The following is a 22,897-nucleotide window of genomic DNA, read 5'->3' as shown; positions in this document are numbered from 1 at the left end:
TTTCGGGTTTCGGCCAAGTGGCCGGCTCAAGAAAGATCACGTTTTCGCAATCATCCCGTGAGCGGTGTCAGACCGGCTCGTGTTTGCGCAGGTCGCGGGTGTGATCCAGCGTATTGGCTTGCAGGTTCGCGCCGGTCACGGGGAGCTCCGGCAGGGCGGCCTCGGCCAGCAGGTCGTCCGTGACATCCTCGACCGAACGCTCGGCAATCTCGTGAATGAAGCTGATGTTCGTATATTCGCCCGAGGCGATTCGTGAGACGACGTCGCGTCGTGTCATTCCGGGATCGACGATCGCCTCGCGGCCACGGCGGCCATAGTCGATCATCACGACGAAATACTGCATTGCCTGATCGTTCGATGTTCTGACTGTTACTACGCATTATTTCCGATAATCGGAAGTAAGTCAAGGGTGAATTGTTGAAAACCGAAATTCAGGCATGCATGGCCGGACCGATTCGGTCCGAAGGCGTCCGAATCGGTTCGGCCGGTCCCTGAAGCGGCGCGGTTACTTCTCGGACGATCGCCCGCCCTGCGTCCGGGCAGATTTGCGACTCTTCGCCCCCGACTTGCCGCGCAGCCTTTCGATCTGGCCGCGGGGCAGGGTGACACAGATTTCGCCGATCCATTCAAGTTTTACGCCGTTGATCGGCTTGGCATTAAAGCTCTTGAGGTTAACCGTGCCGGACGAACTGCCGCGTTCGATCGTCTTCAGATACCGCTCACCGCTCTTCAGCCGGACCGCAGCTTCCTCTCCGTAGAAGCTCGACAGCGGATAGCGCTGCTCGCGATACACCACGATGACGTCGCCGTTCTCGTATTTCGGCAGCATCGAATCGCCTGAGACCTCGAAAGCGACGGTCTCCTCCGTCATCGGGAACGGAAGTTCGATTTCGCCGAGACCCTCCGGCGGGACCTGCTCCAGCTCCGGCTGGATCGAGGCGCCGGCGCCGACCCGGCCCACGATCGGCACCGAATTCAGTTCCAAATACTCCATGATCGGAGCAATCTCGGATGCCTTGATCAACCTTATTCCCGACAGGATTTCGGAGACCGCCCCGGCCCGAACCCCCATCGCGCGGGCAAGCCCGCCTTTGCTCTTCCCAGTCTTTTCCAGTGCTCGTTCGATCAGCGCCGCGTCCAGCATGTTTCATCCTTTCCCAAACCCGGAGAGACTATATCCGTTACGATTATCAGAAACAAGCTTGACTTTTCTTCGGAAGATCGGAAGGTATGCGAGGCGCCGGCGGAATGACAGAAATGGGAATTTGGAATGGAAATGATGAACTGGCTGCCGGAGCATTCGGCAGCCCTGCAGGATCTCCGCGCCCGCGGCTTGTCCTATTCGAAAATCGCTGACACGATCAACGCTACCCTTCAATACGGCCTATACGCGCAACGCGGCGATCAGCCGAGCGCAGCGCATGGGGTTGGCGGGCCTCGAAAGGCCCGAGCCGTCCCTGCCGGGCTCCGAAGGATCAGGCGGCTGCGTGAAGGGCGCGCCGAACTGACGCCGGATCTGCTTCGCGAGCCAAAGATCTTCACTGAAACGGTGGAGATGCCGCAGCTTCGTTGCGCGGCGGTCGCGCCGCGGCATCTTTCGCTGCTCGACCTCAAGCCCGGAGACTGCCGCTATCCCTATGGCGGGATAGCGACGGCGAGACCATTACCTTCTGCGGTCATCCGTGCCGGTCGGGCTTGAGCTACTGCACACCGCATTTTCACCTGAGTCGCGATCCTGAGGCCACGAGGCCGGTATTGAGCGCCGACTAGCTTCAAGCCATCGGGGCCGGTTGAGGCAATTCATCACCTGACCGACGGACATTGGTCCGCAACTGCGATCGCGCGGAAGCCTCCGCCAGCCCATCATCAGACATTTTGGAGGTTACCAATGCCGCGAGCCAAGCGCCGGAAGCCGTACGATCCCGCCGGAGCGCACGATCGACGTGCCCAGGATCTGCCGTTTAATGCCGAGGTGGCGACCGTCGACGTCGACGATCCCCTTGCGCTCGAGCCAGGCGAGAAGATCGTTGCTTTTCGCTCGATCCGCAACGATCCGCTCGGCCGGTTGCACGCGCACCGCCAGATCGACGATACGCAATATCGGAGTGGCCGGGCGTTCCAAAACGACTGGCAAAAGGCCGAGCGCGGGCCGCGCGCGGTGGATACGACGCGCGAATTCGTCGATCGCGGCCTGCGACGCAAGCCGATCACCGAGGGGCGGCGCCAGACGACGCTGCGCCTCAATCGCGCCGAGCATGAACTCGGCGCCGACGGTTCGGCGCCACTGCACGATGTCCTGGTTCTCGGCATGACCATGGAGCAGGTTGGACAGCGGCGCAGCGCTGGCAGGACTATTTTGCGCGGCGTCTCAAGGAATGCTTGGATCGGCTGGCGCTGATGTACGGGCTTGCGACGGCAAGCAGGGTTCCGGTGAAGGACCATCAACGCTGATCTGACGTGATTGCTGACGTGCCGGTTTGCCGCGCAGGAATCCGGCACGGTAGCCCTCATCGCATGACTGTGCCTTGCCTCACACTGAACTCCTTCCTTGTGTGCGGTCGGGATTGGCCCGGCCAAGGCTGTGAAGATGGTCGACAGCGGCGCGGACTCTCATGTAACTTCGGTCGCGTCGACGACCGGACTGCATTCGAGCCTCTCGCGCGAGAAGGGTCTGGTACGTCCACGCAAGGGAGTCGCCGCGGCTACGCACTGTCTACATCTTCTCTGCATCACGAACACCACGAGCAACGTGGATCGATGCCGACGCTGAGCCCAATCAAAATAACCCAAGGGAGAACCGACCGATGAATCACACTGGAAACTGCTTTTGTGGCGCCGTCGAACTCAAGGTGAGCGGAGAGCCTGAGGCAATGGGCTATTGCCACTGCCGTTCATGCCGCTCCTGGTCCGGTGGTCCGGTGAATGCGTTCAGCCTCTGGAAGCCCGAGGCGGTCGAGGTCACCAAGGGCGCCGACCACATCGCGACGTTCGAGAAGACCGCGATGAGCCAGCGCAAATACTGCACAAAGTGCGGCGGTCACCTGATGACCAACCACCCGACGCTCGGGCTCGTCGACGTGTTCACCGCAACGATCCCGACGCTGAAATTCAGCCCAGGGGTTCACGTCAACTATTCCGAGGCAGTGCTGCAGATACGCGACGGCCTGCCGAAGTTGAAGGATTTTCCGGCTGAGTTCGGCGGCTCCGGCGAAATGATCGCCGAATAGCTCGAAGGCTCCCCATCACGAAAGCGGGTGGCGGCGGCGTGCCGCCACCCGCTTGCGTATGGGCTCCGCCCCCACAAATCGGTATCCGGCAGGCTTGCTTCGCATGCGAGGCGCCCGACCATGTCGGCGGCCGCCGGGTCGTCTTTGGCCATCGACAGCCATGTCGGACGAAGGTCCCGCCCTGCAAAATCCGGGTTTGGTTTTGCTGACGAGCTTCCGCTAAAAGGCGAGCAGTGCCGGTCTTGGCAGGGACCGTCGTATTTCGCCTGACAAAATAACAGAGGAAGCGTCAGATCATGACCAGACCAGAATTGCCGGGGCGCACGCCGCGCGGGGAGGGAGTTCCGACGGCGCTCGACGGCCTGCTGGTCGTCGACTTCACCCGCGTCGTGGCCGGCCCGGCCTGCACGCAAACGCTGGCCGACTTCGGGGCCGAAGTCATCAAGATCGAGAATCCGGACGGCGGTGATGACACGCGCGCCTATGAGCACGCCGAAATCGGCGGGGAGAGCGCGGCGTATCTGAGCCTCAACCGCAACAAGCGCGGCATTGCGCTCGATTTCAACAATCCGGCCGCGCTCGAGGTGGCGCGCGCGTTGATTGCCAAGGCCGACGTCGTGGTCGAGAATTTCTCCGGCGGCGTGATGAAGAAATTCGGTCTCGATTATGCGTCGGTGGCGCCGACCAACCCGCGGCTGATTTATTGCTCCATCTCCGCCTACGGCCGCAAAGGCGATTTCGCGCTGCGCCCGGGCTTCGACCCGATCACGCAGGCCGAAAGCGGCTTCATGTCGCTCAACGGCTTTCCGGATGGCGAGCCGGTGCGCACCGGGCCGCCGATCGTCGACATGGCGACGGGCATGTCGGCCTGCAACGCCATTTTGCTGGCGCTGATTGCGCGCGATCGGCTCGGTCGCGGTCAGCAGGTCGAGGTCGCCTTGATCGACACCGCGGTGTCAATGACCGGCTTCTACGGCATGGCCTATCTCATCAATGGCAACAATCCCGGCCGTTTCGGCAACTCTCCGAACGGTTCGCCGACCGTCGGCGTCTACCGGGCCTCCGATGGTCCGCTCTACATGGCCTGCGCCAATGACCGGCTGTATCGCCGGCTTGTCACCGACGTGCTGGAACGCCCGGATCTCGTCACCGATCCCGAGTTTGCTCACCGCAAGGCGCGCACGGCCAACAAGGAGAAGCTGCGCGCGATCATTGCCAGCGTGTTTGCGGGCGACACGCTCGAGAACTGGATGGCGAAGATGAAGAAGGCGAACATTCCGGTTGGCTATCTGCGGACGGTCGAGGAGGGGTTCAACGCGCCCGAGGTGCGCGACCGGCATCGCCTGAGCAGGATTGCGCATCCAACCGCCGGCTCGGTTCCGAACATCGAGTCTCCGGTCAATATGAGCCTGACGCCGACCGTTGATCCTGTTGCGGCTCCGCTGCTCGGTCAGCATACCAAGGACGTGTTGAGCAAGACGCTTGGCTACGACGACCGGCGCATCGCCGCGCTGGCTGAGGCCGGCGCGTTCGGCAAGGCAGGCAACACCGGCTAGAGCCTTTTCCGTTATCCGATGGAATCGGAACGGGGCTCTAGATTCCAGTTTGACGCGCTTCCTTGACGCGAACCGGTATCCGCTTCGCTTGAAAACGCTCCAGCGTGCTCAGCCTGCACAAAAGATCGACTATTCGCAAAACAACCTGACCGCAGGCGAGAGAAAAGCCTCTCGCCTGGCGAGATGTCTTTCAGGCGTCGCGGGCCCGGCGCGTCGCCGGCGGCCCTGAAGCTGGTCCGTTTCGGGAACTCAGTTCGGCTTGCTGCGCAAGTTGTTCCTTGGCATACTTTCAACTTCCTCGGGCTCCGCCCGATCAATCTCGAGGCGTGCCATCCGGAGGATGAGGGTTGCCGTGGTCAGGCCGAGGCGTTCGGCCTCTTGTGCTGCGGTGTCGACCTTCTGGGCCAAGCCTTCACGTTTACCTGGGTATGCCATTCGTAATCCTCACTTAAGGTGCGAGATGAAAAATCCCACATACGTTGCGGAGCTGCAGAAGAAGCTCGGAGCTCCATCGAGCGAAACACTGGAAAGCCTGCGACTGTTGAAGGCTTTCCTTCGACTTGCGCCCGACCAGCGTTCCGAGGTCATCGAGCTCGTCGAACGTTTGGCGGTTGAGCCGCCGCGCGATCCCTCACTGTCCTGAGGTGCTCGCAAATCTTTCCTGTGCGTCAGCTGTTCATTGGCTTGGCGGGCGCTTGCGTCGCGATCACGTAGATTGCGCCGCCCTCGAGCGCTTCGGATTGATGCCGGGTGCCGGCTGGCAGCAGGATGGTATCGCCGGCGCCGACCACCCGCTCGCCGCCATCCCAGATGAAGTTCAGCCGGCCGCTGATGATCATCAGGATCTCGTCGACCGGATGGGTATGGAACTGATGCACCTTGCCGGCCGCATCATGCTGCAGCTCGACCGAGCCCTGGGCCGGGAGCAGGTCCAGGATCTCCGGGGCGATGGCAAATTCAGTCTTCGTGCCTGCGATGATCTGGGTCATGCTGCCTGCTCCTTGTTCGCGATCGGTTGAGCCTTGTTCTGCGCGAGCTTGGCGAAGGGGCAGCCCGAGCTCGCATGGTTGTCGTCGTGCAGGAAGTACTGCAGATACTCGCGGCCGTCGGTTGCGCCGTAGCGGCCAAGAAGCGGAGAGGGGCTTGCGCTGTCGTACGGGATCAGGCGCTTTCGCACCGCCGCGAACGCAGCGTTCGCGGCCTTCTCCGTCCCGAGGATCTTGTCGAACACCCAGCGCGGCTGGAACGTAAGCATGAAGGCGCTGGACCGGCGGCTCTGCCGCATCACATGCGCGGGCGTCGTGCAGACCACGAAGATCGGCTCGCCCGCAAACGAGAACTCCCACATCGGATGGTCGATCTGTTCCGGAATCTCTGATGGCCAGGGGTTCTTGTCCAGCCGCGCGAGCTGGTCGAGCGTCAGCCACATCTTGCGATAATAGGCATCGAGTGTCTGTACCGGGCGGGGCCGCGTGAACACGATCAACGAAGTGTTGGGACCGAACGAGCGCGCCTGCGAGACATAATGCCCGAGTTGCTCGCCCAGCACCGCCACATCATACGGATCGAGGAAAAGGTAGCGGAGCTGATCCTGGCGATGTCCGGTCACGCCGAACACGCAAGGGAACGGCCTTGCCTCGCTGCTCATCTGCGCTTCAAACTCGGAGAACATCACGCTCTGCCAGCTGCTGACCGGAAAGTTTGCCGCGACTTCGCCTTTTCTCAAGATCAAGCGCTCCATAACACCCCCTACGCTCATAACGACACTAACGAGCTATCAACTTGCTTCTCATCAAGAGCGGCCCGGCAATGCCCGGCAGCGACATAAGAAGCAGAATGACAATCAAGGCGCTGTAGCCGCCGTCGCCGATCGCGGCCGTGTTGTGTACGGCGTCGGTCCCCGAGGCGTTGCTGGCGGCGAGCATCGCGAAGCCGATGATGGGCTGCGAGATACCGGCGAAAATTCCGGCGGCTGTGGTGTTCACGGATGCGCCCACACCGATCAGATCGGCGGTGTAGAGCTTCTTGACGCATTTCAGCACCAGCGGGACGGTGCCCCCGGCGACGAGCCCCAGGGCAGTGAACGCGACGGTGACGTAGGCGAGTCCAAATGTCTGGGCGATCGGCGGCAGCAGCATCGCGATCAGCAGCATGCGCAGCACGCAAATGCCGATCAGCGCGCGATCGAGCGCCGCCGCGGCGCGATCGGCGGCGTGACCCAGGAAGATCGAGCCGAGCGCATTGCCGATCATGAAGGCGAGCAGGGGCGTGCCGGCGGCTGTCGGGGAGATATGGAAGAAGTGCGCGACCATCGGAATGCCCCAGACGCCCGACAGCGTCGTCACCACCGCGAAATGCGACGCAAACGTCATTGCGCAACCCCAGTTCGCGACATGGGCCAGCGATTGCCGCGCGGCGATCACCACGCCCTTCAGCGTCTTGTTGCTGTGCGAGGCCGGATCGGACTTGAGCGCGAGCTTGGCGAAAGCCAGGTTGGCGAGGCCAATGCAGGCGATGAACAAGAAGCAGGCCCGCCAGCCGAACCCTGAGACCGCAGCTGCAAGCGGCGTGGTCGCGATCACGCCCCCGACATATCCCGAGACCTGCGAGATGCCCGACATCATGCCGAACCGCTCATCGGCGAAGCTCTGTGCCACGAGCTTCAGGAGTGCGGTGAAGACCAGCGCATCGCCGCAGGCGACGATCAGGCGCGCAACAAAAACGTCGAGCAGGTTCGGTGCTAGCGCGAACGCGGCGCTGCCGAGCGAGGAGGCGATCATGCTGACGAGAACGACGCGCTTGACGCCGTAACGGTCGACCAGAAGGCCTGCCGGAATCTGCATCAAGGTGTAGCCCCAGAAGTAGCTTGAGGCGAGCATCGCAACGCCGGCCGCGTCGGTGTTGAAGTCGTGCATGAAGCTGAGGCTGACCGACTGCGGCGATACGCGCTGCAGGAAGGCGATGGCGTAGGCGATGGCCACCGCCGTCCACGCGAGATAGGCGCGATCGGTGAAGCGCGACGTCGGGGCATAAACAGCTTGTTGTCCGAGCATCGACATCACACCCTCGCGTAACCCACCGAGAAAAGGGCATCCGCTGAATTCGGAATCTTCCGCGACATCGCGGCATCGACCAGCGACGCGGTGCCATGATAGGCCTGCCGATGGTGCTTAATGTGGCCGTAAGCGCCGCGCATGATCATGTCGGGCAGTTCGAGCGGCTTGCCCGGATAGAGCGAGGTGCACATCTCGATACAGGCCGCCTGCAGGGCGAGATCCTGCGTATCGTCGAGCAAAGATGGAGTCACTTTTTCGCAAATCTTAGCGTTCGCTGCCCAGACGATCGGGTTGCGGGTTCGCCAGCCGTAGAGCACGTTGCCCTCGGCTCTCGCGGCGGCGCCGGAGCATTTCAGGACTTCCGCTGTGAAGAAGCCGTAAAAGCCGCGACCCTGGTGCGCCGGGAGCACTTCCGTGCCGCTGCGATAGATTCCGAGTCCGGCCGACATCTGCAGGATGCGGTAGACCGAGAAGGCAATGAGGCCAGACCGATCGTAGACAAGGATCAGGCTATACTTCTTGTCGAAGGGCGAGGAGGTTGTTGTCCAGTGCGGCTCGGTGGCCTGCCAGTTGACGGCAATGATGCCGTTCATGGCGTCCATCAGCGGCTGACGGTCGCAGGCTTCGACCCGGGAGGCATCGGGTAGACTGTAGATCGCGTAATCCGTCCAAGGCGATTTGATCGCCTCATATCCGCTGCCCAGATTTCGCGGCATGGCAGAACTCCAGAATTCCATTGCGAGCTATACAGGGCAGCCTCGAATGGCTTAAAGGACAATATGCCCTCGAAAACTGCCAAAGCGCCCCGGCCTGAGCCGCGCGACAAGAAAGCAACGCGGCGGATCGCGATCGTTGCCTTTCCGGGTGTGACCTTGCTCGACATCTCGGGACCGGCGCAGGTGTTTGCAGAACTGGAAGCGATCGAGCTGCCGGGACCGGACTACTCGCTGTCCTACCTGTCGACCTCCGGCGGGTTGGTGCCGACCGATGTCGGCATGATGATCGACACGGCGCCGATCGACAGTATTGCGCCCGGCGAGGTCGACACGCTGGTGATCCCCGGCGGGCCCGGCATCTGGAAGATTCGCAACGACGCGAAGTTGATGAACTGGATCGCGGAGGCGCTGCCCAAGGCGCGCCGTATCGCGTCGGTTTGCCTTGGCGCATTTGCGCTGGCCTGGACCGGGATTCTGGACGGCAAGCGGGCAGCGACGCACTGGCGTTATTGTCCCCGTCTGCAGGATGGCTTTCCCAATATCCGGGTTGAGCCCAACGCGATCTTCGTCAAGGACGGACGGGTCTGGTCATCGGCCGGGGTTAGCGCCGGCATCGATCTGGCGCTCGCCATGATCGAGGAGGATTTCGGCCACACCATCGCGCTCGATGTCGCGCGCAGACTTGTGGTGTTTCTGAAACGGCCGGGCGGTCAGAGCCAGTTCTCCACCGTCCTTGCCGCCCAGGCATCGGACGTCGAGGGACGCTTCAGCGCGCTGCACGCCTGGATCATCGAGAACATCACGAGCGACCTCAAGGTCGAGACCCTCGCGGAAAAGGCGGGGATGACGCCACGCACCTTCGCCCGGACCTATGTCAGCCGCACCGGCATGACACCCGCAAGCGGCGTCGAGGCGCTGCGGGTGGAGACGGCGCGCTTGCTGCTCGAAAGCCGCCAGATCGGCGGCGTGGTCGAGGTCGCCAAGCGCGCGGGATTTGGCGATGACGAGCGAATGCGGCGGGCCTTTCTGCGCCACCTCGGCGTATCGCCGACCGAGTACCGAAACCGGTTTTCGGGCAGCTAGCTCGCCTCGGGCGAGGTCGTCTGGATACGAACCGCGTCGCGTCGAGAACCGATCTATCTCACGAGCGAATAGCTGGCCTTCGCTGGCCGGATTCGTGGCTCAAGGTGGTAGCTTTTCCGGTTTGTCTGCGGCTAATGTGCCGCCCAAATCGGGAGAAGAAACACCATGAATGACGGGACCCCCATTCGACAGGCGCGCAATGTCGAACTCGGCGCCAGCGGCGAGGAATTCCAGAACCTGCACGAATTCGCGCGAAAGGCCCGCGCCAAGCTGAATCAGAACGCCTGGGACTACATCGTCGGCGCCTCGGAGACCGAGACCACGATGCGCCGCAACAGAATGGCGCTCGACGAGATCGCGTTCCGGCCGCGCGTCCTGCGCAACGTCATCAACGTCGATCCTTCTACCGCGCTATTCGGACGCAAGCTCCGGCTTCCCGTGATGATCGCCCCGGTCGGCGCGCTCGAGATCTTCGATCCGGATGCGGGCGCGGCCGTCGCGCGTGGAGCGGGAACGTTCGGCGCGGCGCACATGCTGAGTTCGGTGTCCGAGCCCGGGCTGGAGGACACCGCCAGGGCGGCACCGGATGCGCTTCGCATCTTCCAGCTCTATGTGCGTGGCGACGATGCCTTTGTCGAGGATGTGGTCAGCCGCAGCATCGACAACGGTTATGCCGCGTTCTGCCTCACGGTGGACACTGCCCATTACAGCCGGCGCGAGCGCGATATAGCCAAGCGCTATGTCCGCGAGAGCCGCATCCGCGCCACCGGCGGCGATTTCCAGAAGGGGCTGGAATGGCGGACGGTGAAGCTGATCAAGGACAAGTTCAAGATTCCACTTATCCTCAAGGGGATCGCCACCGCCGAAGACGCCAAGATCGCCCTCGACCACGGGGTCGACTGGATTTACGTCTCAAATCATGGCGGCCGACAGCTCGACCATGGCCGTGGGTCCATGCATGTCCTGCCCGAGATCGTTCAGGCGGTCGCGGGCCGTGCCAAGATCATGGTCGACGGCTCGTTCTGCCGCGGCACCGATATTGTGAAGGCTATCATTTCGGGCGCTGATCTTGTCGGCATCGGCCGGTTGCAGTGCTGGGCGCTCGCCGCGGCCGGTGAGGCCGGCATTGTCCGGATGCTTGAACTGCTGGAGGACGAGGTGATCCGCTGCCTCGGTCTGCTCGGCGTCACCAGCTTTGCCGAATTGGACAAATCCTACCTGCATCCGGCGATGCCGACCAATCTGCCGAGCGTGTTCAGTGCATTCCCGCTTCTCGATATCGATCCCTACCGCTACTGAGCCGCTGCGAGCAATGTATGAAGCGTTGGCGCGGTCGAGGCATTGTGCGCCTCGATCGCGCCAGCGGCGATCTATCTGTGGTGTCCATGAAGCCGCCGCGGCAACGACAAAGTCTGATCCAAATGCCGCACTAGTCGAGGCGGATGGCAGATAATCCATTCGCGGAATTTTCACTCGAGCGCGCGATCGGCTTGCGCTGGACCTTGCGGGATATTCAGGCCGGCAGGCTCAAATTGTCACCGGTCAGCGACGAGGATCTGCACATCCTCGCTGAGCTCGGTCTCGTCGAACTGCATGACGACGAGCCCGGGCTGACGGAGGCGGGAGCCGCCGTGCTGAGCGATTGAACAGGCGCGCAGCCTAGCGCGCATTCAGGAAGCTTTCACCGGAATTGCAAGGCGTGCACTGATAGGTCAGCACGTCGTAGACTTGGTCGCGCGGCTCGATCAAGGCAAGCCGCATTTGCGTGCCGCACCTCATGCACGGCATTTCTATACTGGTCTTGAACCGGGTGCAGGTCGGTGTCGGACGAACGGCGCGCAGCATCGGATCCCCTTATTCCCCAGAGACGCGAGCGCGACCGACGAAGAAGCCGAATCACTATGCCACAGTGCTGACATGATTGGAATCGGCTGTCGGTCGCGGCTAGGTAATTTTTCCTCAATCGGCCGGAGCGGGTGGGGTCTTTATAGCTCGCGATCCGGCGCTGACGCCGTCACAATCTATGCTAACCTCACCAGACGCTTATTTCAGGGGGCGCGATCATGATTGAGCCGAAGCTTGAAGTTCCCGCCGAGTTGCGCGATCTCGCGGAAAAGACCATCGATCAGGCCGAACAGGCCTTCAGCCTGTTCTTTGATGCCGCGAGCAAGTCGATGACTTCGATGCCGGGCGCCGGTACCGAGATCTCCAAACAGGCGCTGTCGTTCACCGAGCAGAACATGAAGGCGGCGTTCGAGCATGCGCGCAAGCTCGTGCATGCAACGGATCTGCAGGAGGCGATGCGGATCCAGTCGGAATTCCTGCGCAGCCAGTTCACCAATGCCGGCGAACACATGCGCCAGATCAGCGGTAGCGTGATGTCGGCGACCAAGGACGCGACGAAGGGCAAGTTCTAGGACACGGCGTTCGCGGCCCCATCGACGCTTTAGCGCCGGCGCGCGACGGCGACGCCGAGCAGAAACGCGACGAACAGGCTTGCGAGCGGCGCTTCGCGCGTGACCGCACTCACGATGGCCAGGGCTCCGCCCGGTCGGCGCGAGGTCGCGATGGCATCGCTGAGGCGATCGGTGGCGGCTCGAAGTCCGTCCGACACCTCCGTGATCGTACGCGAGACGTCCGTCGCGGTGTCGATCGCTCGTTCACCGAGTGTGGGTTGAAGCGGGAACTCGGGTGTTTCGGAGCTCATGTGCCGTGCCGCGATTTATTGAAGGCCAGGTGACCGACGTCAGGTGACCAACGCCTTTGCTATCCGCACGTTTTGCACGGCGATGGCGGCCACATATCGGAGAAATTCCGCAGCGGTGGATTGGTTCCACCGACATGCCTCGCTTTCACGTCGGGGAACCGGAAACTTACGCGCGGGTCGCGGCTTGTTTCCGTGGAGGAGACGATGATGACAATGCAGGCGCATGGCATTGCAGATGGCGGTTCGGTCAAGCATCGAAATCGGCATGGTGGCACACCGCTGTTGGTGGCGGCCGTGGTTGCGATCCTCGGCGTGCTCGGCATGCTGATCGTGGATCACGGCCCGTGGAACAAGCCGAACGTGCAGCCGGCCGCTTCGGCTAACTACTCAACGACCGGCGAGGCGGCGCGAGCCGCTGGCGCAAAGGTCATACCGACCGAGCCCAAGGCACCGATCGAGCCTGATCCACCCGGCCCAAAGCCCGCTCATCCGGCAAACCCGAGCACGCCGCAATAGCTGCGGGCGTTCGTGGGATCACATCCCGACGCAGGGCGCGGGAATTGACCCGTCGGGCAAATCAGCGGCACAAAATCATCGTCGGAATGTCGCGGGATGATCAGCGAATGCTGACCAGCATGCCCCACGCTGCTGCAAATCCTGCACCAACGAGAACCAGCACCGGGCTGTCGCAGAACATGCCGCCATACTTGCACATGGTGACGCCGAGAGAGCCGATCTGATGATGGCCCGCGGCGTAGAACAGGCCGGACAGGACCGCGAGCACGGCAGCAACGAAATACATCGACGCTTCCTCCTTGCAATCAAATGCGGCGCGGATCAGTTCGACCGACGCGAGCCAAAAGCTGTATTGATGTCGATCCAAATATTGTGAGCTGTCCGCTTGACGCGTCGGGCACACTGACATCATCGCAGCAAGCATAGGCGCTTGGCACCGGCCTGCGCTGCGATTCCGAATCTATGCCCAAACTTTCGCTCAAGGCGGTTTCTCACCATCGAAGCCGACGCATCGCATTTTACCGATCGCATTCAGCCCGAAATAGGTTTGACACGTCGGGCAACTCAGGGTCATAATCCGAAAACCAGAAATAGTTGAGCCCGCGCGGAGCAATCCGCGGCGGGCTTTTCCTTTGCCGTTTCACCAATAGGACGGCGACCGCACCGTCACGACGCCACATCCTCCCAGCCCGTCGCCTGAGTGTCGCAAACGCGCCGCCGTCCGGCCCCCTTGAAAAGAGAACGAATTGGCTGGTGCGCGCGAACGCGCCGGTCCTGCGGCGCGGCGAAAGCCGGCGCCGCCCGCGGCCCCACTCGTCAGGGCTAAGGTTCGCGCCCCAAAGATCGCCGCCCACTGCGCGATCTGCCGCACATTCATGCCATGGCCGCATCGCGCGCTGACGGCCGATCAACGCGGTTTGCATGACCGCCTATCTGATATCGCTCGCGCTCGCGGGATCTGGTTGCCATCGCGTTGTGGGAGCTTGCATAAGCGCCGAGATTATCCAGTTCATTCAGAGCGCCCGCATCCCAAACGCGAGCAGACGGACGTTCCCACGGTCGCATTTTCGTGCGGTGTTGCCTGATCCTGATCCGGATTGCGACACGGCTCCGAGCGAGTACATCTTCTTGGCCAATGATTTTATCCGGCGAGGATATCGGCTCTTCGAACCTGTCTCGCCCTGGGCATGGCAGCACACGCTGTATTGGAGGAAGGAGCTCGTCTAGATCCTGCGACGTGGGTTCGGGTTGTCGCGAACAATTCGATGACGTTGAGCGCCGGTGGCTTCGGCGATCGGGGTTTTTTGCGTTTCTGGCCATGGGTAACATCCTTCGGCAAGCCGCGGTCGTAGCCGGCATCGAATTTTGGGCGTGGGGATGCTAGAATGGGCCTCTGCAGTGCGAACGAAGCATCGCTGGAAGCGTTTCCTCAAATGGGCGCCCGGCGGCAGTCGTGGATCCTGAGCGCTGAATTCGCGGAATGCAGGCTTGCGCGCCTTGATCTCTGGTGATCGATCGATAAACTGAGTTGACGGCTCGATCGCGCGCGCAAATGTCTTGGAGATCGAACGAAGGAAGAGACCATGGTTGAGGTTGGCCGCGGGCTCGACACGAAGGTACAGCCAGGCCCGGATATGGATCGTTATTCGGTCATGGTCGCACGAGCCAAAGCGCTTGTTCCGGCATTGCGCGAACGGGCATCGCGGACCGAAGAGCTGCGCAGATTGCCGCCGGAGACCGAGCGGGATTTGCTTGACAGCGGCCTTTTCCGGATCCTGCAGCCCAAGCGCGTCGGAGGCAGCGAGCTCGACTATGTTGCCCTGGTCGACTGCGCCGATGCGCTCGGGCAGGGAGACGCCTCGGTCTCCTGGAATTTTGCCAACCTTGCAAGTCACCACTGGATGCTGGCTATGTTCGCGCCCGAAGCGCAGAGCGCGGTGTGGGGAGAGGATCCGGATGCGCTGATCGCGTCTTCCTTTGTCTTCCCGGCAGGTCGTGCGAGGAAGGCAAGTGGCGGATATGTTCTGAATGGTCATTGGCCGTTTTCGTCCGGGGTGGAATCCTGCGGATGGAACATGCTCGCGAGCGTGGTCGCCTCGGATGATGAGGCCGACGGTGTCGAGTATCGGCTATTCCTGTTGAACAGGCGGGACTACAGCATCGACGACACCTGGAATGCGGCTGGCTTGCGCGGAACGGGATCGAACGACGTGCGGGTCACCGACGCATTCGTTCCCGAGCATATGACCGTTGCCGTCAGCGATCTTGCGGGAGGTGCGACGCCGGGCAGTATCGTCAATCCGAATGCGCTCTACATGCTTCCAGTCTTTTCGTTGTTTCCCTATGTGTTGTCCGGGGTTGGTTTGGGAAATGCGCAGGCTTGCCTTGATGACTATGTCGAGATCGCGCGACACCGCGCTTCGACATATAACCGGGCCAAGATCGGGGACCTGCAAAGCACACAGATCAAGATCGCCGAGGCGTCGGCGAAGATCGATGCCGCGCGGCTAATCATGCGCACGAACTGCGTTGAGGCACTTGCGCAGGTCCGGCGTGGCGATATCCCGGGCATTGCAGCGAAGACGAAGCTTCGGCGCGACGGTGCGTTCGCGGTCAATTTGTGCACCGAGGCGGTGTCTCTTCTATTTGCGGCGGGCGGCGCACGCAGCCTGTTTACCTCGGGAGCGTTGCAGCGCCAATTCCGCGACGCGCACGCGGTGAATTCGCATCTCGCGTTCAATTTCGACGCGGCGGGCACCAATTACGGGCGGGTGGCTCTGGGGCTGCCGTCTGAAAACCTGACGCTTTGAGGTCAGCCGGATGTCCGACTCGCCCAAACATCCGCTGGATCCCGCCAGTGAGCTCGCAAGCGATAGTTCGGCGATCGATCCCCGTGATTTCCGCAATGCGCTCGGTACGTTCGCAACAGGTGTGACGATAGTCACCGCGATGGCGGCTGAAGGACGGCCCTATGGAATTACTTGTAATTCCTTTGCATCGGTGTCGCTCAATCCGCCACTTGTGTTGTGGAGCCTGGGCATGTTTTCGCAGGGACTGCCGATCTTCCAGAATGCCAGCCATTTTACGGTCAACGTTCTAGACGCGTCGCAACAGGCGCTGGCGGTGCAGTTTGCCAGATCGTCGGGTGACAAGTTCGCGGGTGTGAGCTGGACGCCGGGCCTCGGGAATGCTCCCGTGCTTGCCGATGTGGTCGCGAATTTCCAGTGCCGTGCCGCCAACCGCTACTATGGCGGGGATCACGTCATTTTCCTGGGCGCGGTGGAAGCCTACGCCTATAACCGGAACAATCCGCTGGTGTTCGCGCGCGGAGGTTTTGGCGGGTTTTTGGCTGAGGGTGGTGACAAGACATCATGAATCGAAAGACGCCCGTCAAGCGCGTTCGTGCCAAGCAGAGGCGACTATCAGCCGTCGATCGTCGCAGTGAATTCGTTACCAAGGCAACCGAGCTATTTGCGGAGGAGGGATTTGGCGGCGGCACGCGCGCCCTTGCTCACAAGCTCGGCGTAACGCAGCCGCTGCTTTACCGCTACTTTCCGAGCAAGGACGATCTCATCAAGGAGGTCTACCGCAAGGTATATCTCGAACCGCTTGAAATCGGCTGGGAGAAGGTGCTCTCGGATCGGTCACGTCCGCTCCGCGTGCGGCTTCAGGAATTTTACGAAATCTATACCGACGCGATCTTCAATCGAAGATGGCTCCGGATCTATCTCTACTCCGGCCTGAAGGGCCTCGATATCAATCGCTGGTATGTAGGCATGGTCAAGGACAAGATCCTGACGCGCATTCTCCGGGAATGCCGCCACGACGCCGGCCTCGCGACGCAAGGCAGGCCCAGCGCCGCAGAACTCGAGCTGGCCTGGGTATTTCACGGCGGCATCTTCTATTATGGCGTACGCAAGTACATCTACGAAGCGCCTGTCCTCGAGGACAAGGCGCAGATGATCAGTGATGCGCTGGATATCTTCCTCGCGGGATTTGAGAGGATGGCCGAGAGCGCGACCGATCGTCGACGGGCGCCGGTCAAGGTCGTCGGCTGACCCGCGCTACATTGTCGCCATCTGACCCCGATACCAATCCCCGATCTCGCTTGCCGTCATGAGGGCGACGCCGTCATGGCTGATGACGTAGTCGAGCAGGGCCTCCAGGTACTTGATACGATGCGGCACGCCCGTGATGTAGGGATGCACCGAGATGGCCATGATCCGCGCATTCTCTGCGCCCTCGAGGTACAGCCGATCGAACTGGTCAGTGCAGCGCGTCAGGAACTGTTCCGACGGAAGGTGTTGCAGCGCGTGAATGACAATGTCGTTGGTCTCGACCGAATAGGGAATCGTCGTCACGGTGCCGTGCGGCGTGGCGATGTCCTGGGGGAGATCGTCAATCACCCAATCGGCCACGTATTCGATCCCGTTGAGGCGCAGGAGATCGAGCGTTTCTTCGGTTTCGGTCAGGCCCGGGCTTTCCCATGATCGCGGCGGCTTGCCGGTAAATCCAGCAATCGTGTCGACAGCGCGCTTGATTGCGTCCGCCTGATTTTCGACCTTGTGCATCGGGCCCTGAACAAACCCATGTCCCATGAACTCGAAGCCCGCCTCGCGCGCCGCCGACGCCACACGCGGATAGCTGTTGCAAACATTGGCGTTCGCAGCCAGCGTCACCGGTATCTTTCGATCGGTCAAAGCTTTGAACTGCCGCCAGAAGCCGGCGCGCATGCCGTATTCATGCCACGACCAGTTCGGCACGTCGGGCAGCAGGGGCTGGCCCATCGGGGGGCTCAGCACGGTGCGTGGCATCGCATTGTCGATGCGCCATTCCTCGACATTGAGGATAACCCACACGGCAAGCTTCTTGCCGTCAGGTAATGTCAGTTTCGGTCGGTCGACCTGCGCCTGGTACGGAATGCGATCAGTAAAGGCCATGTCGAACCTCCTTCACGTCGATGATCCGGCAGCGGTGGCATTGATCCGCGGCAGGACCTTCTCGGCCATCAGGATCATCGATTGACGGCCAAGCTCGCGATCTTTCCAGTCCTTGCCGGCGTAAAGCAGGGTTCCGAAGGTGCCAATCTCTTCCTGGAACGCCAGCAACTGGTCAGCCACGCTTTCGGGCGTGCCGTAGATGATCAATTTGTCGCAGATCGATTCCAGTGTGACCTCGGCGTCGGCTTGATCCCGTCGCGTCTTGAACAACTCGAGCCGGCCACTGCGCTTCAGCTTCGTGAACAGCTGGTGATAATAGTACACGTAGGGACTATCGCGCGACGTGGCATAGGCCTTCGCGGTTGCTGCATCCTTTGCCACGAACACGCTCTTGGCGACACGCCAATTGGCAGGCTCGGCTGCCCGGTTCACGCGGTCACAACCCTCGACATATTTCGGCCAGTGGCTCTTCACCCAGTCCGGCATCAGGAAGTTTGCCGAGATCGGATCCCAGCCGCGCGCCGCCGCCTCCGTGACGCCCTTTGAAAATGGCGCAACCGCGGTCACCACGATTGGCGGGTGAGGGGCCTGCAAAGGGCGAGCGACGATTCCCTGGCCGATGTCCTCGATCAGGGTCCGTTTGACCGAGACGTTCCAATATTTGCCCTGCAGATCATAGGGCGGTTTACCAGCCCAGATATCAAGAACCTGGTTGATGGCCTCAAGGAACATGGCATTGCGGTCGGCATCGAGATTGCCGAAAACCTCCGCGTCGGACAGCAATCCACCGGGGCTGATTCCAAGGATGAAACGGCCATCAAGCATGTGATCGAGCATGGCGACGGACGCTGCGACGGCTGCCGGATGCGTGTTTGGCATGTTGATGGTGCCGGTTCCAAGCTTGATCTGCTTGGTTGCGGCTGCGAGCCAGGCAATGAAGGCAATGCTGGAGGTGATGTTCTCGGCCTTGTCGGTGACGTGCTCGCCGACATACGCCTCGGTGAAGCCGAGCTCGTCCGCGAGCAGAAAAGCCTCGCGATCCTCCCGGAGCGATTGCCGCCAATCCTTGTCGAGAGGATGGATCGGCATCGTAAAGAAACCGAGCTTCATGATCCGCCTCCCCGCGATTTGAACTTTAGTTGGCAAGGAACCTGCGGCCTTCCCGAGGCGAAGACAAGCCCTTGCTGCACAAATAATCACTCGATAAACAAGCTTGACCTTTGAAGAGGGCGGCCCTCTAATCGGGCAAACCAAAATTGGGCCCGGGAGGCCACGCCCACATGAAAGCTGCGGCTTTCGCCTACGCCCGCGCGACCAGCGTCGTGAACGCGCTGGAGTTGCTCGCCATGCACGGCGACAAGGCGAAGGTTCTGTCGGGTGGTCAGAGCCTGATGCCGGCGATGAACCTGCGGCTCCTGTCTCCGGACATTCTGGTCGATATCGGCTGCCTCGCCGAGTTGCGCGGCATCACCGTGAGGGGAGACGTGCTGGTCATTGGCGCGCTGACCCGGCACGTCGATCTGCTCAGATCGCCGGAGGTTGCACTGCACGCGCGGCTGTTGCGCGATGCCGTTGCCCACGTTGCCCATCCCGCAATTCGCAATCGCGGAACGATCGGCGGCAGCCTCGCTCACGCCGATCCTGCGTCGGAGCTGCCGGCCTGTGTTGTGGCGCTTGACGCCACGATCGTTGTTCGGGGCTCGGCCGGCGAGCGCCGGATTGCTGCGACGGAGTTTTTCAGGGGAATTTACGAAACGGCACTGTTGCCCGACGAGTTGCTTGTCGCGGTCGAGGTGCCGGTCGCAGGCCAAGGCTCGACATTTTTCTTTCAGGAATATGCCCGGCGGCATGGCGACTACGCTGTCGTTGGTCTCGCCGCCCGTGCCGTAGTTGCGGCCGGCAGGTTCTCAGCTCTTCGCCTCGGCTTCTTTGCTGTTGGCGACCGGCCATTGCTCGCGGCGGCCGCCGGCAAACTGATCGATGCCACGGTAACTCCCGCCTTGCTCGCAGAGGCGACGGCCGCATTGGCCGATGAACTCGATCCACAGGAGGACCAGCAGGCGACCGCGGCCATGCGTCGACACCTCGCGACGGTCTTGCTCCGGCGCTGCGTGGCAGCATTGCTGGCACGGCCAGAACTGGAAACGGGAGTCGGCAAGTGAACGCTCCGGTACCGGTCTCGCTTCTGGTCAATGGCGAACCCATCGACGCCTTCGTCTTGCCGCGGCTCAATCTTGCTGATTTCCTCCGCGAGAATCTCAAGCTTACCGGAACTCACGTTGGGTGCGAGCACGGCGTTTGCGGTGCCTGCACGGTCCGACTCGATGGCGAGATCGTTCGCTCCTGTCTGATGCTGACGGTCCAGGCGCAGGGCGCGTCAGTTGAGACAATCGAGGGGCTGTCTGACAGCGGTGAAATAGCCGATCTTCAGGCGGCATTTCGCGAACGCAATGCATTGCAGTGTGGCTATTGCACGCCTGGGATGCTGATCACGGCGCAGGACCTGCTGAAGCACGTGTCCGTACCTGATCGTCGAGCAATCCGCGAGCATCTTTCCGGCAACTATTGCCGCTGCACAGGCTATCAGGCCATCGTGGATGCGGTGGAGGCGACAGCCAAGACGCGCGCGGAGCGGGGCGTATGACGGTGACGCGGGCGCCAGCAGACACGCTTTCGGTGCTTGATCGCCCGAATTCCTACATCGGCAAGACCGTACCGCGGCCGAACCTCGACAGGTTGCTGCAGGGGCGGGGCCAATATGTCAGTGATCTCGAATTGCCGCGGATGGCGCATGTGGTTTTTCTACGGTCGCCACATGCCCACGCCAAAATCGCAGCGATCGACGCCGAGGCGGCAAGGCGCATGCCCGGTGTCGTTTCCATCGTCACGGGTCGTGAACTTGAAGCGGTCATCACGCCGTGGGTCGGGGTGCTCTCGCACCTGAAGGGACTGAAGTCAGCGCCGCAGCACGCGATCGCGGTCGACCGCGTGTGCTGGCAGGGCGAGGCCGTTGCAGCGATTGTGGCGACCAGCCGTGCTGCAGCTGAAGATGCCATGGAGCACATTTCAGTCGACTACGAGGAGCTCGAGGCGGTCACGGACATGCGTGCTGCGCTCGATCCGGCAGCTCCCGTCATTCATGCTGCGCTCGGCGACAATCTTGCCTTTGAGCGGACGCTCGACGCCGGCGACGTCGATCATGCATTGTCGGGGTCCGAACTCGTCGAGGCCGACTTCGTATTCGGGCGCCACACCGGCGTGACACTTGAACCGCGCGCCGTCGTTGCCGATTGGAATGCGGCCGAGGCACGGCTCACGATCTATCAGGGCACGCAAGCGCCCCATATGGTGCAGAACATCGCGGCGCTGCATCTTGGGTTAGGGGAAGCGCAGGTCCGGGTGGTCTGCAAGGATGTCGGCGGCTCGTTCGGCATCAAGGTCCATATCTACGCCGACGAAATGGCGACCTACGCGCTGTCCAAGCTGTTGCGTCGGCCAGTCAAGTTCGTGGCGGACCGCGTCGAGAGTTTCAACACGGACATCCACGCCCGCGATCATCGATGCAGGGGACGGATCGGGGTCAGGCCGGACGGTACGATTACGGCCTTCGAGATCGACGACCTGACGGGGATCGGCCCGTACTCGATGTATCCGCGCACCAGCGCCATCGAGGCCAATCAGGTGGTCAATCTGGTCGGTGGGCCCTACGCCACGGCGAACTATCGGGCGCGGGCGCGCGTCGTTTTCCAGAACAAGAACGTAATGTGCCAGTACCGGGCGGTCGGACACCCGATCGCCTGTTCGGTCACCGAAGGCCTGGTCGATCTGGCGGCCGCGAGGATCGGCATGGACCCCGTCGAAATCCGGCGGCGCAATCTGATCGCCGACGATGCCTATCCGTGTGCATCACCCTCGGGCATGAAGTTCGAGCAACTCTCGCATCACGCCTCGTTGACCAAGCTGCTTCAGATGATGGATTACGACGCGTTGCGCGCTGAGCAAGCGGCCTTGCCGCGCCAGAAACGTCCATCGAGGCATCGGAATCGCGAGCTTCATCGAGGTGACCAATCCCAGCGCTGCCTTTTACGGCGTGGGCGGCGCGAAAATTTCATCGCAGGATGGCGTTGCGGTCCGGCTCGACGCGCAAGGGTCGGTGATCTGCCAGACCAGCATCACCGAACAGGGGCAAGGGTCGGAATCGCTGACGGCCCAGATCGTCGGCAGCGTGCTTGGCGTTTCGATGGAACGCGTTCGCGTCATCCTGGGCGACACCGACCACACGCCCTATGGCGGTGGCACCTGGGCCTCGCGCGGTGCCGGCATCGGCGGCGAAGCTGCATTGCAGGCAGCCAAGGCCTTGCGAGAGAATATCCTGAACGTTGCCGCCGCCATCCTGCAATCGACGCCGGCCGAGCTCGATGTCGTCAACAACACGATCGTCAACGCCGCCGACGGCGCGCCGCGCATCGAACTGCACGAGCTTGCGCGGATCGTCTATTTTCGACCGGACACCCTGCCGCCCGGCATCCAGCCCGAATTGATGGCGACCCGGCATTTCGTTCCGCGCCAATATCCCTTTGCGTTCACCAACGGCGTTCAGGCCTCATGGCTCGAGGTCGATACCGAGAGCGGGTTCGTCAAGCTGCTGAAGCATTGGGTTGTCGAGGACTGCGGCACCATCATCAACCCGCAACTGGTCGACGAGCAGATCCGGGGCGGGGTCGTGCAGGGGCTCGGCGCGGCGCTGTTCGAGAAGTGCATCTACGACGAACGCGGTCAGCTGACCAATGCCAATATGGCGGACTATCTGGTCCCGATGTCCGGCGAGATGCCCGATATCGAGGTCGGCCACGTGGTGTCTCCGACGCAGGAATCGGAACTGGGAGCCAAAGGGGCTGGGGAGGCGGGGACGGCCGGCGCGGCAGCAGCGGTTGCCAACGCGGTCAATGACGCGCTCCGGCCGCTTGGCGCAACAATTACCGAGATTCCGCTCACGCCTCAGGTTATCCTGACCGCCCTGGGACGGATCTGAGTGGAGACGTTCCGGGCAACGATAATACCATAAGCAAAAACGCAGACAGTTCTTGGGGAGGAAT

The 22,897-nt window shown here is 61.9% G+C and carries 26 protein-coding genes and 3 pseudogenes; 17 read left to right on the top strand and 12 right to left on the bottom strand.

The genetic code is table 11. From position 1 onward, the window contains the following. Positions 1-67: 67 nt before the first annotated feature. Positions 68-343: a hypothetical protein gene (locus ACVMB1_RS20730; protein WP_076834102.1), complete on the bottom strand. Its 276-nt coding sequence runs from the start codon at positions 341-343 to the stop codon at positions 68-70. 162 nt (positions 344-505) lie between these two features. Then, positions 506-1,144, bottom strand: coding sequence for a LexA family transcriptional regulator (locus ACVMB1_RS20725; protein WP_141339796.1), 639 nt, complete (start codon positions 1,142-1,144; stop codon positions 506-508). 126 nt (positions 1,145-1,270) lie between these two features. Between ACVMB1_RS20725 and ACVMB1_RS20720 the strand changes: the two genes are divergently transcribed. From ACVMB1_RS20720 to ACVMB1_RS20705, 4 genes and pseudogenes are all read left to right on the top strand, one after another. Beyond that, the gene (locus tag ACVMB1_RS20720; protein ID WP_253625956.1) at positions 1,271-1,699 is read left to right on the top strand and encodes a GcrA family cell cycle regulator; all 429 of its coding nucleotides are present in this window, start codon (positions 1,271-1,273) and stop codon (positions 1,697-1,699) included. A gap of 189 nt (positions 1,700-1,888) precedes the next feature. Next, positions 1,889-2,451: pseudogene (locus ACVMB1_RS20715) on the top strand (hypothetical protein). A gap of 353 nt (positions 2,452-2,804) precedes the next feature. Then, positions 2,805-3,227, top strand: coding sequence for a GFA family protein (locus ACVMB1_RS20710; protein WP_026193083.1), 423 nt, complete (start codon positions 2,805-2,807; stop codon positions 3,225-3,227). A 293-nt stretch (positions 3,228-3,520) separates the two neighbouring features. Then, on the top strand, positions 3,521-4,783 hold the full coding sequence (locus tag ACVMB1_RS20705) for a CaiB/BaiF CoA transferase family protein (RefSeq protein ID WP_076834095.1): 1,263 nt from the start codon (positions 3,521-3,523) through the stop codon (positions 4,781-4,783). Positions 4,784-5,032: 249 nt separating this feature from the next. On the opposite strand, the gene ACVMB1_RS20700 is transcribed toward ACVMB1_RS20705, so the two are convergent. Then, positions 5,033-5,191: a hypothetical protein gene (locus tag ACVMB1_RS20700; RefSeq protein ID WP_225645895.1), complete on the bottom strand. Its 159-nt coding sequence runs from the start codon at positions 5,189-5,191 to the stop codon at positions 5,033-5,035. Positions 5,192-5,243: 52 nt separating this feature from the next. Between ACVMB1_RS20700 and ACVMB1_RS20695 the strand changes: the two genes are divergently transcribed. After that, the gene (locus ACVMB1_RS20695) at positions 5,244-5,426 is read left to right on the top strand and encodes a hypothetical protein (protein WP_016847357.1); all 183 of its coding nucleotides are present in this window, start codon (positions 5,244-5,246) and stop codon (positions 5,424-5,426) included. A 25-nt stretch (positions 5,427-5,451) separates the two neighbouring features. Here the strand turns inward: ACVMB1_RS20695 and ACVMB1_RS20690 are convergent, their stop codons facing one another. From ACVMB1_RS20690 to ACVMB1_RS20675, 4 genes are read right to left on the bottom strand one after another with little or no spacing between them, the layout of a single operon-like run. Further along, positions 5,452-5,772 (bottom strand): cupin domain-containing protein, encoded by a 321-nt coding sequence (locus ACVMB1_RS20690; protein WP_141339794.1) that lies wholly within the window; start codon positions 5,770-5,772, stop codon positions 5,452-5,454. Beyond that, complete coding sequence (locus ACVMB1_RS20685; protein ID WP_246786777.1) at positions 5,769-6,509, bottom strand: YqcI/YcgG family protein; 741 nt, start codon at positions 6,507-6,509, stop codon at positions 5,769-5,771. Before ACVMB1_RS20685 ends, ACVMB1_RS20690 begins: the two co-directional genes overlap by 4 nt. 40 nt (positions 6,510-6,549) lie before the next feature. Next, positions 6,550-7,842 carry an MFS transporter gene (locus tag ACVMB1_RS20680; protein ID WP_456849171.1) on the bottom strand — a complete coding sequence of 431 codons (1,293 nt, stop codon included), beginning with the start codon at positions 7,840-7,842 and terminating at the stop codon, positions 6,550-6,552. Continuing rightward, complete coding sequence (locus tag ACVMB1_RS20675; protein ID WP_253625957.1) at positions 7,842-8,555, bottom strand: hypothetical protein; 714 nt, start codon at positions 8,553-8,555, stop codon at positions 7,842-7,844. The genes ACVMB1_RS20680 and ACVMB1_RS20675 overlap by 1 nt, the downstream gene beginning before the upstream one ends. A 63-nt stretch (positions 8,556-8,618) precedes the next feature. On the opposite strand from ACVMB1_RS20675, the gene ACVMB1_RS20670 reads away from it, so the two are divergent. The 3 genes from ACVMB1_RS20670 (at position 8,619) to ACVMB1_RS20660 (ending at position 11,284) form a co-directional block, all read left to right on the top strand. Further along, a complete protein-coding gene (locus tag ACVMB1_RS20670) occupies positions 8,619-9,638 on the top strand; it encodes a GlxA family transcriptional regulator (RefSeq protein ID WP_076834085.1) in 1,020 nt (339 codons plus the stop codon). A 165-nt stretch (positions 9,639-9,803) separates the two neighbouring features. Then, positions 9,804-10,937 carry an alpha-hydroxy acid oxidase gene (locus ACVMB1_RS20665; protein ID WP_076834083.1) on the top strand — a complete coding sequence of 378 codons (1,134 nt, stop codon included), beginning with the start codon at positions 9,804-9,806 and terminating at the stop codon, positions 10,935-10,937. A 143-nt stretch (positions 10,938-11,080) separates the two neighbouring features. Further along, entirely contained in the window at positions 11,081-11,284 is a 204-nt protein-coding gene (locus ACVMB1_RS20660; protein WP_253589731.1) for a hypothetical protein, read from the top strand. Between the two features lie 13 nt (positions 11,285-11,297). Here the strand turns inward: ACVMB1_RS20660 and ACVMB1_RS20655 are convergent, their stop codons facing one another. Beyond that, positions 11,298-11,483 (bottom strand): hypothetical protein, encoded by a 186-nt coding sequence (locus tag ACVMB1_RS20655; RefSeq protein ID WP_253589732.1) that lies wholly within the window; start codon positions 11,481-11,483, stop codon positions 11,298-11,300. Positions 11,484-11,701: 218 nt separating this feature from the next. On the opposite strand from ACVMB1_RS20655, the gene ACVMB1_RS20650 reads away from it, so the two are divergent. Beyond that, complete coding sequence (locus tag ACVMB1_RS20650) at positions 11,702-12,055, top strand: phasin (RefSeq protein ID WP_016847366.1); 354 nt, start codon at positions 11,702-11,704, stop codon at positions 12,053-12,055. 29 nt (positions 12,056-12,084) lie between these two features. Here ACVMB1_RS20650 and ACVMB1_RS20645 read toward each other — a convergent pair whose 3' ends face one another. Then, positions 12,085-12,345 (bottom strand): hypothetical protein, encoded by a 261-nt coding sequence (locus ACVMB1_RS20645; RefSeq protein WP_253625958.1) that lies wholly within the window; start codon positions 12,343-12,345, stop codon positions 12,085-12,087. A gap of 213 nt (positions 12,346-12,558) precedes the next feature. Here ACVMB1_RS20645 and ACVMB1_RS20640 point away from each other — a divergent pair, with 213 nt between their 5' ends. Continuing rightward, positions 12,559-12,861 carry a hypothetical protein gene (locus ACVMB1_RS20640; protein WP_057020638.1) on the top strand — a complete coding sequence of 101 codons (303 nt, stop codon included), beginning with the start codon at positions 12,559-12,561 and terminating at the stop codon, positions 12,859-12,861. Positions 12,862-12,961: 100 nt separating this feature from the next. Here the strand turns inward: ACVMB1_RS20640 and ACVMB1_RS20635 are convergent, their stop codons facing one another. Next, entirely contained in the window at positions 12,962-13,147 is a 186-nt protein-coding gene (locus tag ACVMB1_RS20635; RefSeq protein ID WP_253626143.1) for a hypothetical protein, read from the bottom strand. A gap of 845 nt (positions 13,148-13,992) precedes the next feature. Here ACVMB1_RS20635 and ACVMB1_RS20630 point away from each other — a divergent pair. The 4 genes and pseudogenes from ACVMB1_RS20630 to ACVMB1_RS20615 all read left to right on the top strand — a co-directional run. Continuing rightward, positions 13,993-14,088, top strand: a pseudogene (locus ACVMB1_RS20630) (GNAT family N-acetyltransferase); the annotation flags it as partial. Between the two features lie 407 nt (positions 14,089-14,495). Next, positions 14,496-15,671: an acyl-CoA dehydrogenase family protein gene (locus ACVMB1_RS20625; protein WP_375162655.1), complete on the top strand. Its 1,176-nt coding sequence runs from the start codon at positions 14,496-14,498 to the stop codon at positions 15,669-15,671. A gap of 10 nt (positions 15,672-15,681) precedes the next feature. Continuing rightward, on the top strand, positions 15,682-16,236 hold the full coding sequence (locus tag ACVMB1_RS20620; RefSeq protein ID WP_076834073.1) for a flavin reductase family protein: 555 nt from the start codon (positions 15,682-15,684) through the stop codon (positions 16,234-16,236). Beyond that, on the top strand, positions 16,233-16,919 hold the full coding sequence (locus ACVMB1_RS20615) for a TetR/AcrR family transcriptional regulator (protein WP_253589734.1): 687 nt from the start codon (positions 16,233-16,235) through the stop codon (positions 16,917-16,919). Before ACVMB1_RS20620 ends, ACVMB1_RS20615 begins: the two co-directional genes overlap by 4 nt. Before the next feature lie 6 nt (positions 16,920-16,925). Here the strand turns inward: ACVMB1_RS20615 and ACVMB1_RS20610 are convergent, their stop codons facing one another. Further along, positions 16,926-17,801, bottom strand: coding sequence for a polysaccharide deacetylase family protein (locus tag ACVMB1_RS20610; protein WP_253625959.1), 876 nt, complete (start codon positions 17,799-17,801; stop codon positions 16,926-16,928). Between the two features lie 12 nt (positions 17,802-17,813). Continuing rightward, positions 17,814-18,911, bottom strand: coding sequence for an LLM class flavin-dependent oxidoreductase (locus ACVMB1_RS20605; protein ID WP_076834068.1), 1,098 nt, complete (start codon positions 18,909-18,911; stop codon positions 17,814-17,816). Between the two features lie 170 nt (positions 18,912-19,081). Between ACVMB1_RS20605 and ACVMB1_RS20600 the strand changes: the two genes are divergently transcribed. The 3 genes and pseudogenes from ACVMB1_RS20600 (at position 19,082) to ACVMB1_RS20590 (ending at position 22,833) form a co-directional block, all read left to right on the top strand. Beyond that, positions 19,082-19,963 carry an FAD binding domain-containing protein gene (locus ACVMB1_RS20600; RefSeq protein ID WP_141342848.1) on the top strand — a complete coding sequence of 294 codons (882 nt, stop codon included), beginning with the start codon at positions 19,082-19,084 and terminating at the stop codon, positions 19,961-19,963. Next, the gene (locus ACVMB1_RS20595) at positions 19,960-20,445 is read left to right on the top strand and encodes a (2Fe-2S)-binding protein (protein ID WP_076834058.1); all 486 of its coding nucleotides are present in this window, start codon (positions 19,960-19,962) and stop codon (positions 20,443-20,445) included. Before ACVMB1_RS20600 ends, ACVMB1_RS20595 begins: the two co-directional genes overlap by 4 nt. After that, positions 20,442-22,833 (top strand): annotated as a pseudogene (locus ACVMB1_RS20590) (xanthine dehydrogenase family protein molybdopterin-binding subunit). The gene ACVMB1_RS20595 and the pseudogene ACVMB1_RS20590 overlap by 4 nt, the downstream one beginning before the upstream one ends. Positions 22,834-22,897 lie beyond the last annotated feature (64 nt).

The organism is Bradyrhizobium sp. USDA 4504, assembly GCF_054063995.1.
This window is presented reverse-complemented; position numbering and strand designations above follow the sequence as displayed.

Excerpts from the sequence above, each read along its gene's own strand:
- ACVMB1_RS20635 (WP_253626143.1), bottom strand. The coding sequence starts at position 13,147 with ATGTATTTCGTTGCTGCCGTGCTCGCGGTCCTGTCCGGCCTGTTCTAC.
- ACVMB1_RS20600 (WP_141342848.1), top strand. The coding sequence starts at position 19,082 with ATGAAAGCTGCGGCTTTCGCCTACGCCCGCGCGACCAGCGTCGTGAAC.
- ACVMB1_RS20730 (WP_076834102.1), bottom strand. The coding sequence starts at position 343 with ATGCAGTATTTCGTCGTGATGATCGACTATGGCCGCCGTGGCCGCGAG.
- ACVMB1_RS20725 (WP_141339796.1), bottom strand. The coding sequence starts at position 1,144 with ATGCTGGACGCGGCGCTGATCGAACGAGCACTGGAAAAGACTGGGAAG.
- ACVMB1_RS20615 (WP_253589734.1), top strand. The coding sequence starts at position 16,233 with ATGAATCGAAAGACGCCCGTCAAGCGCGTTCGTGCCAAGCAGAGGCGA.
- ACVMB1_RS20610 (WP_253625959.1), bottom strand. The coding sequence starts at position 17,801 with ATGGCCTTTACTGATCGCATTCCGTACCAGGCGCAGGTCGACCGACCG.
- ACVMB1_RS20720 (WP_253625956.1), top strand. The coding sequence starts at position 1,271 with ATGGAAATGATGAACTGGCTGCCGGAGCATTCGGCAGCCCTGCAGGAT.
- ACVMB1_RS20660 (WP_253589731.1), top strand. The coding sequence starts at position 11,081 with ATGGCAGATAATCCATTCGCGGAATTTTCACTCGAGCGCGCGATCGGC.
- ACVMB1_RS20710 (WP_026193083.1), top strand. The coding sequence starts at position 2,805 with ATGAATCACACTGGAAACTGCTTTTGTGGCGCCGTCGAACTCAAGGTG.
- ACVMB1_RS20675 (WP_253625957.1), bottom strand. The coding sequence starts at position 8,555 with ATGCCGCGAAATCTGGGCAGCGGATATGAGGCGATCAAATCGCCTTGG.
- ACVMB1_RS20650 (WP_016847366.1), top strand. The coding sequence starts at position 11,702 with ATGATTGAGCCGAAGCTTGAAGTTCCCGCCGAGTTGCGCGATCTCGCG.
- ACVMB1_RS20670 (WP_076834085.1), top strand. The coding sequence starts at position 8,619 with ATGCCCTCGAAAACTGCCAAAGCGCCCCGGCCTGAGCCGCGCGACAAG.
- ACVMB1_RS20625 (WP_375162655.1), top strand. The coding sequence starts at position 14,496 with ATGGATCGTTATTCGGTCATGGTCGCACGAGCCAAAGCGCTTGTTCCG.
- ACVMB1_RS20655 (WP_253589732.1), bottom strand. The coding sequence starts at position 11,483 with ATGCTGCGCGCCGTTCGTCCGACACCGACCTGCACCCGGTTCAAGACC.
- ACVMB1_RS20620 (WP_076834073.1), top strand. The coding sequence starts at position 15,682 with ATGTCCGACTCGCCCAAACATCCGCTGGATCCCGCCAGTGAGCTCGCA.
- ACVMB1_RS20680 (WP_456849171.1), bottom strand. The coding sequence starts at position 7,842 with ATGTCGATGCTCGGACAACAAGCTGTTTATGCCCCGACGTCGCGCTTC.
- ACVMB1_RS20640 (WP_057020638.1), top strand. The coding sequence starts at position 12,559 with ATGCAGGCGCATGGCATTGCAGATGGCGGTTCGGTCAAGCATCGAAAT.
- ACVMB1_RS20665 (WP_076834083.1), top strand. The coding sequence starts at position 9,804 with ATGAATGACGGGACCCCCATTCGACAGGCGCGCAATGTCGAACTCGGC.
- ACVMB1_RS20605 (WP_076834068.1), bottom strand. The coding sequence starts at position 18,911 with ATGAAGCTCGGTTTCTTTACGATGCCGATCCATCCTCTCGACAAGGAT.
- ACVMB1_RS20645 (WP_253625958.1), bottom strand. The coding sequence starts at position 12,345 with ATGAGCTCCGAAACACCCGAGTTCCCGCTTCAACCCACACTCGGTGAA.
- ACVMB1_RS20690 (WP_141339794.1), bottom strand. The coding sequence starts at position 5,772 with ATGACCCAGATCATCGCAGGCACGAAGACTGAATTTGCCATCGCCCCG.
- ACVMB1_RS20695 (WP_016847357.1), top strand. The coding sequence starts at position 5,244 with ATGAAAAATCCCACATACGTTGCGGAGCTGCAGAAGAAGCTCGGAGCT.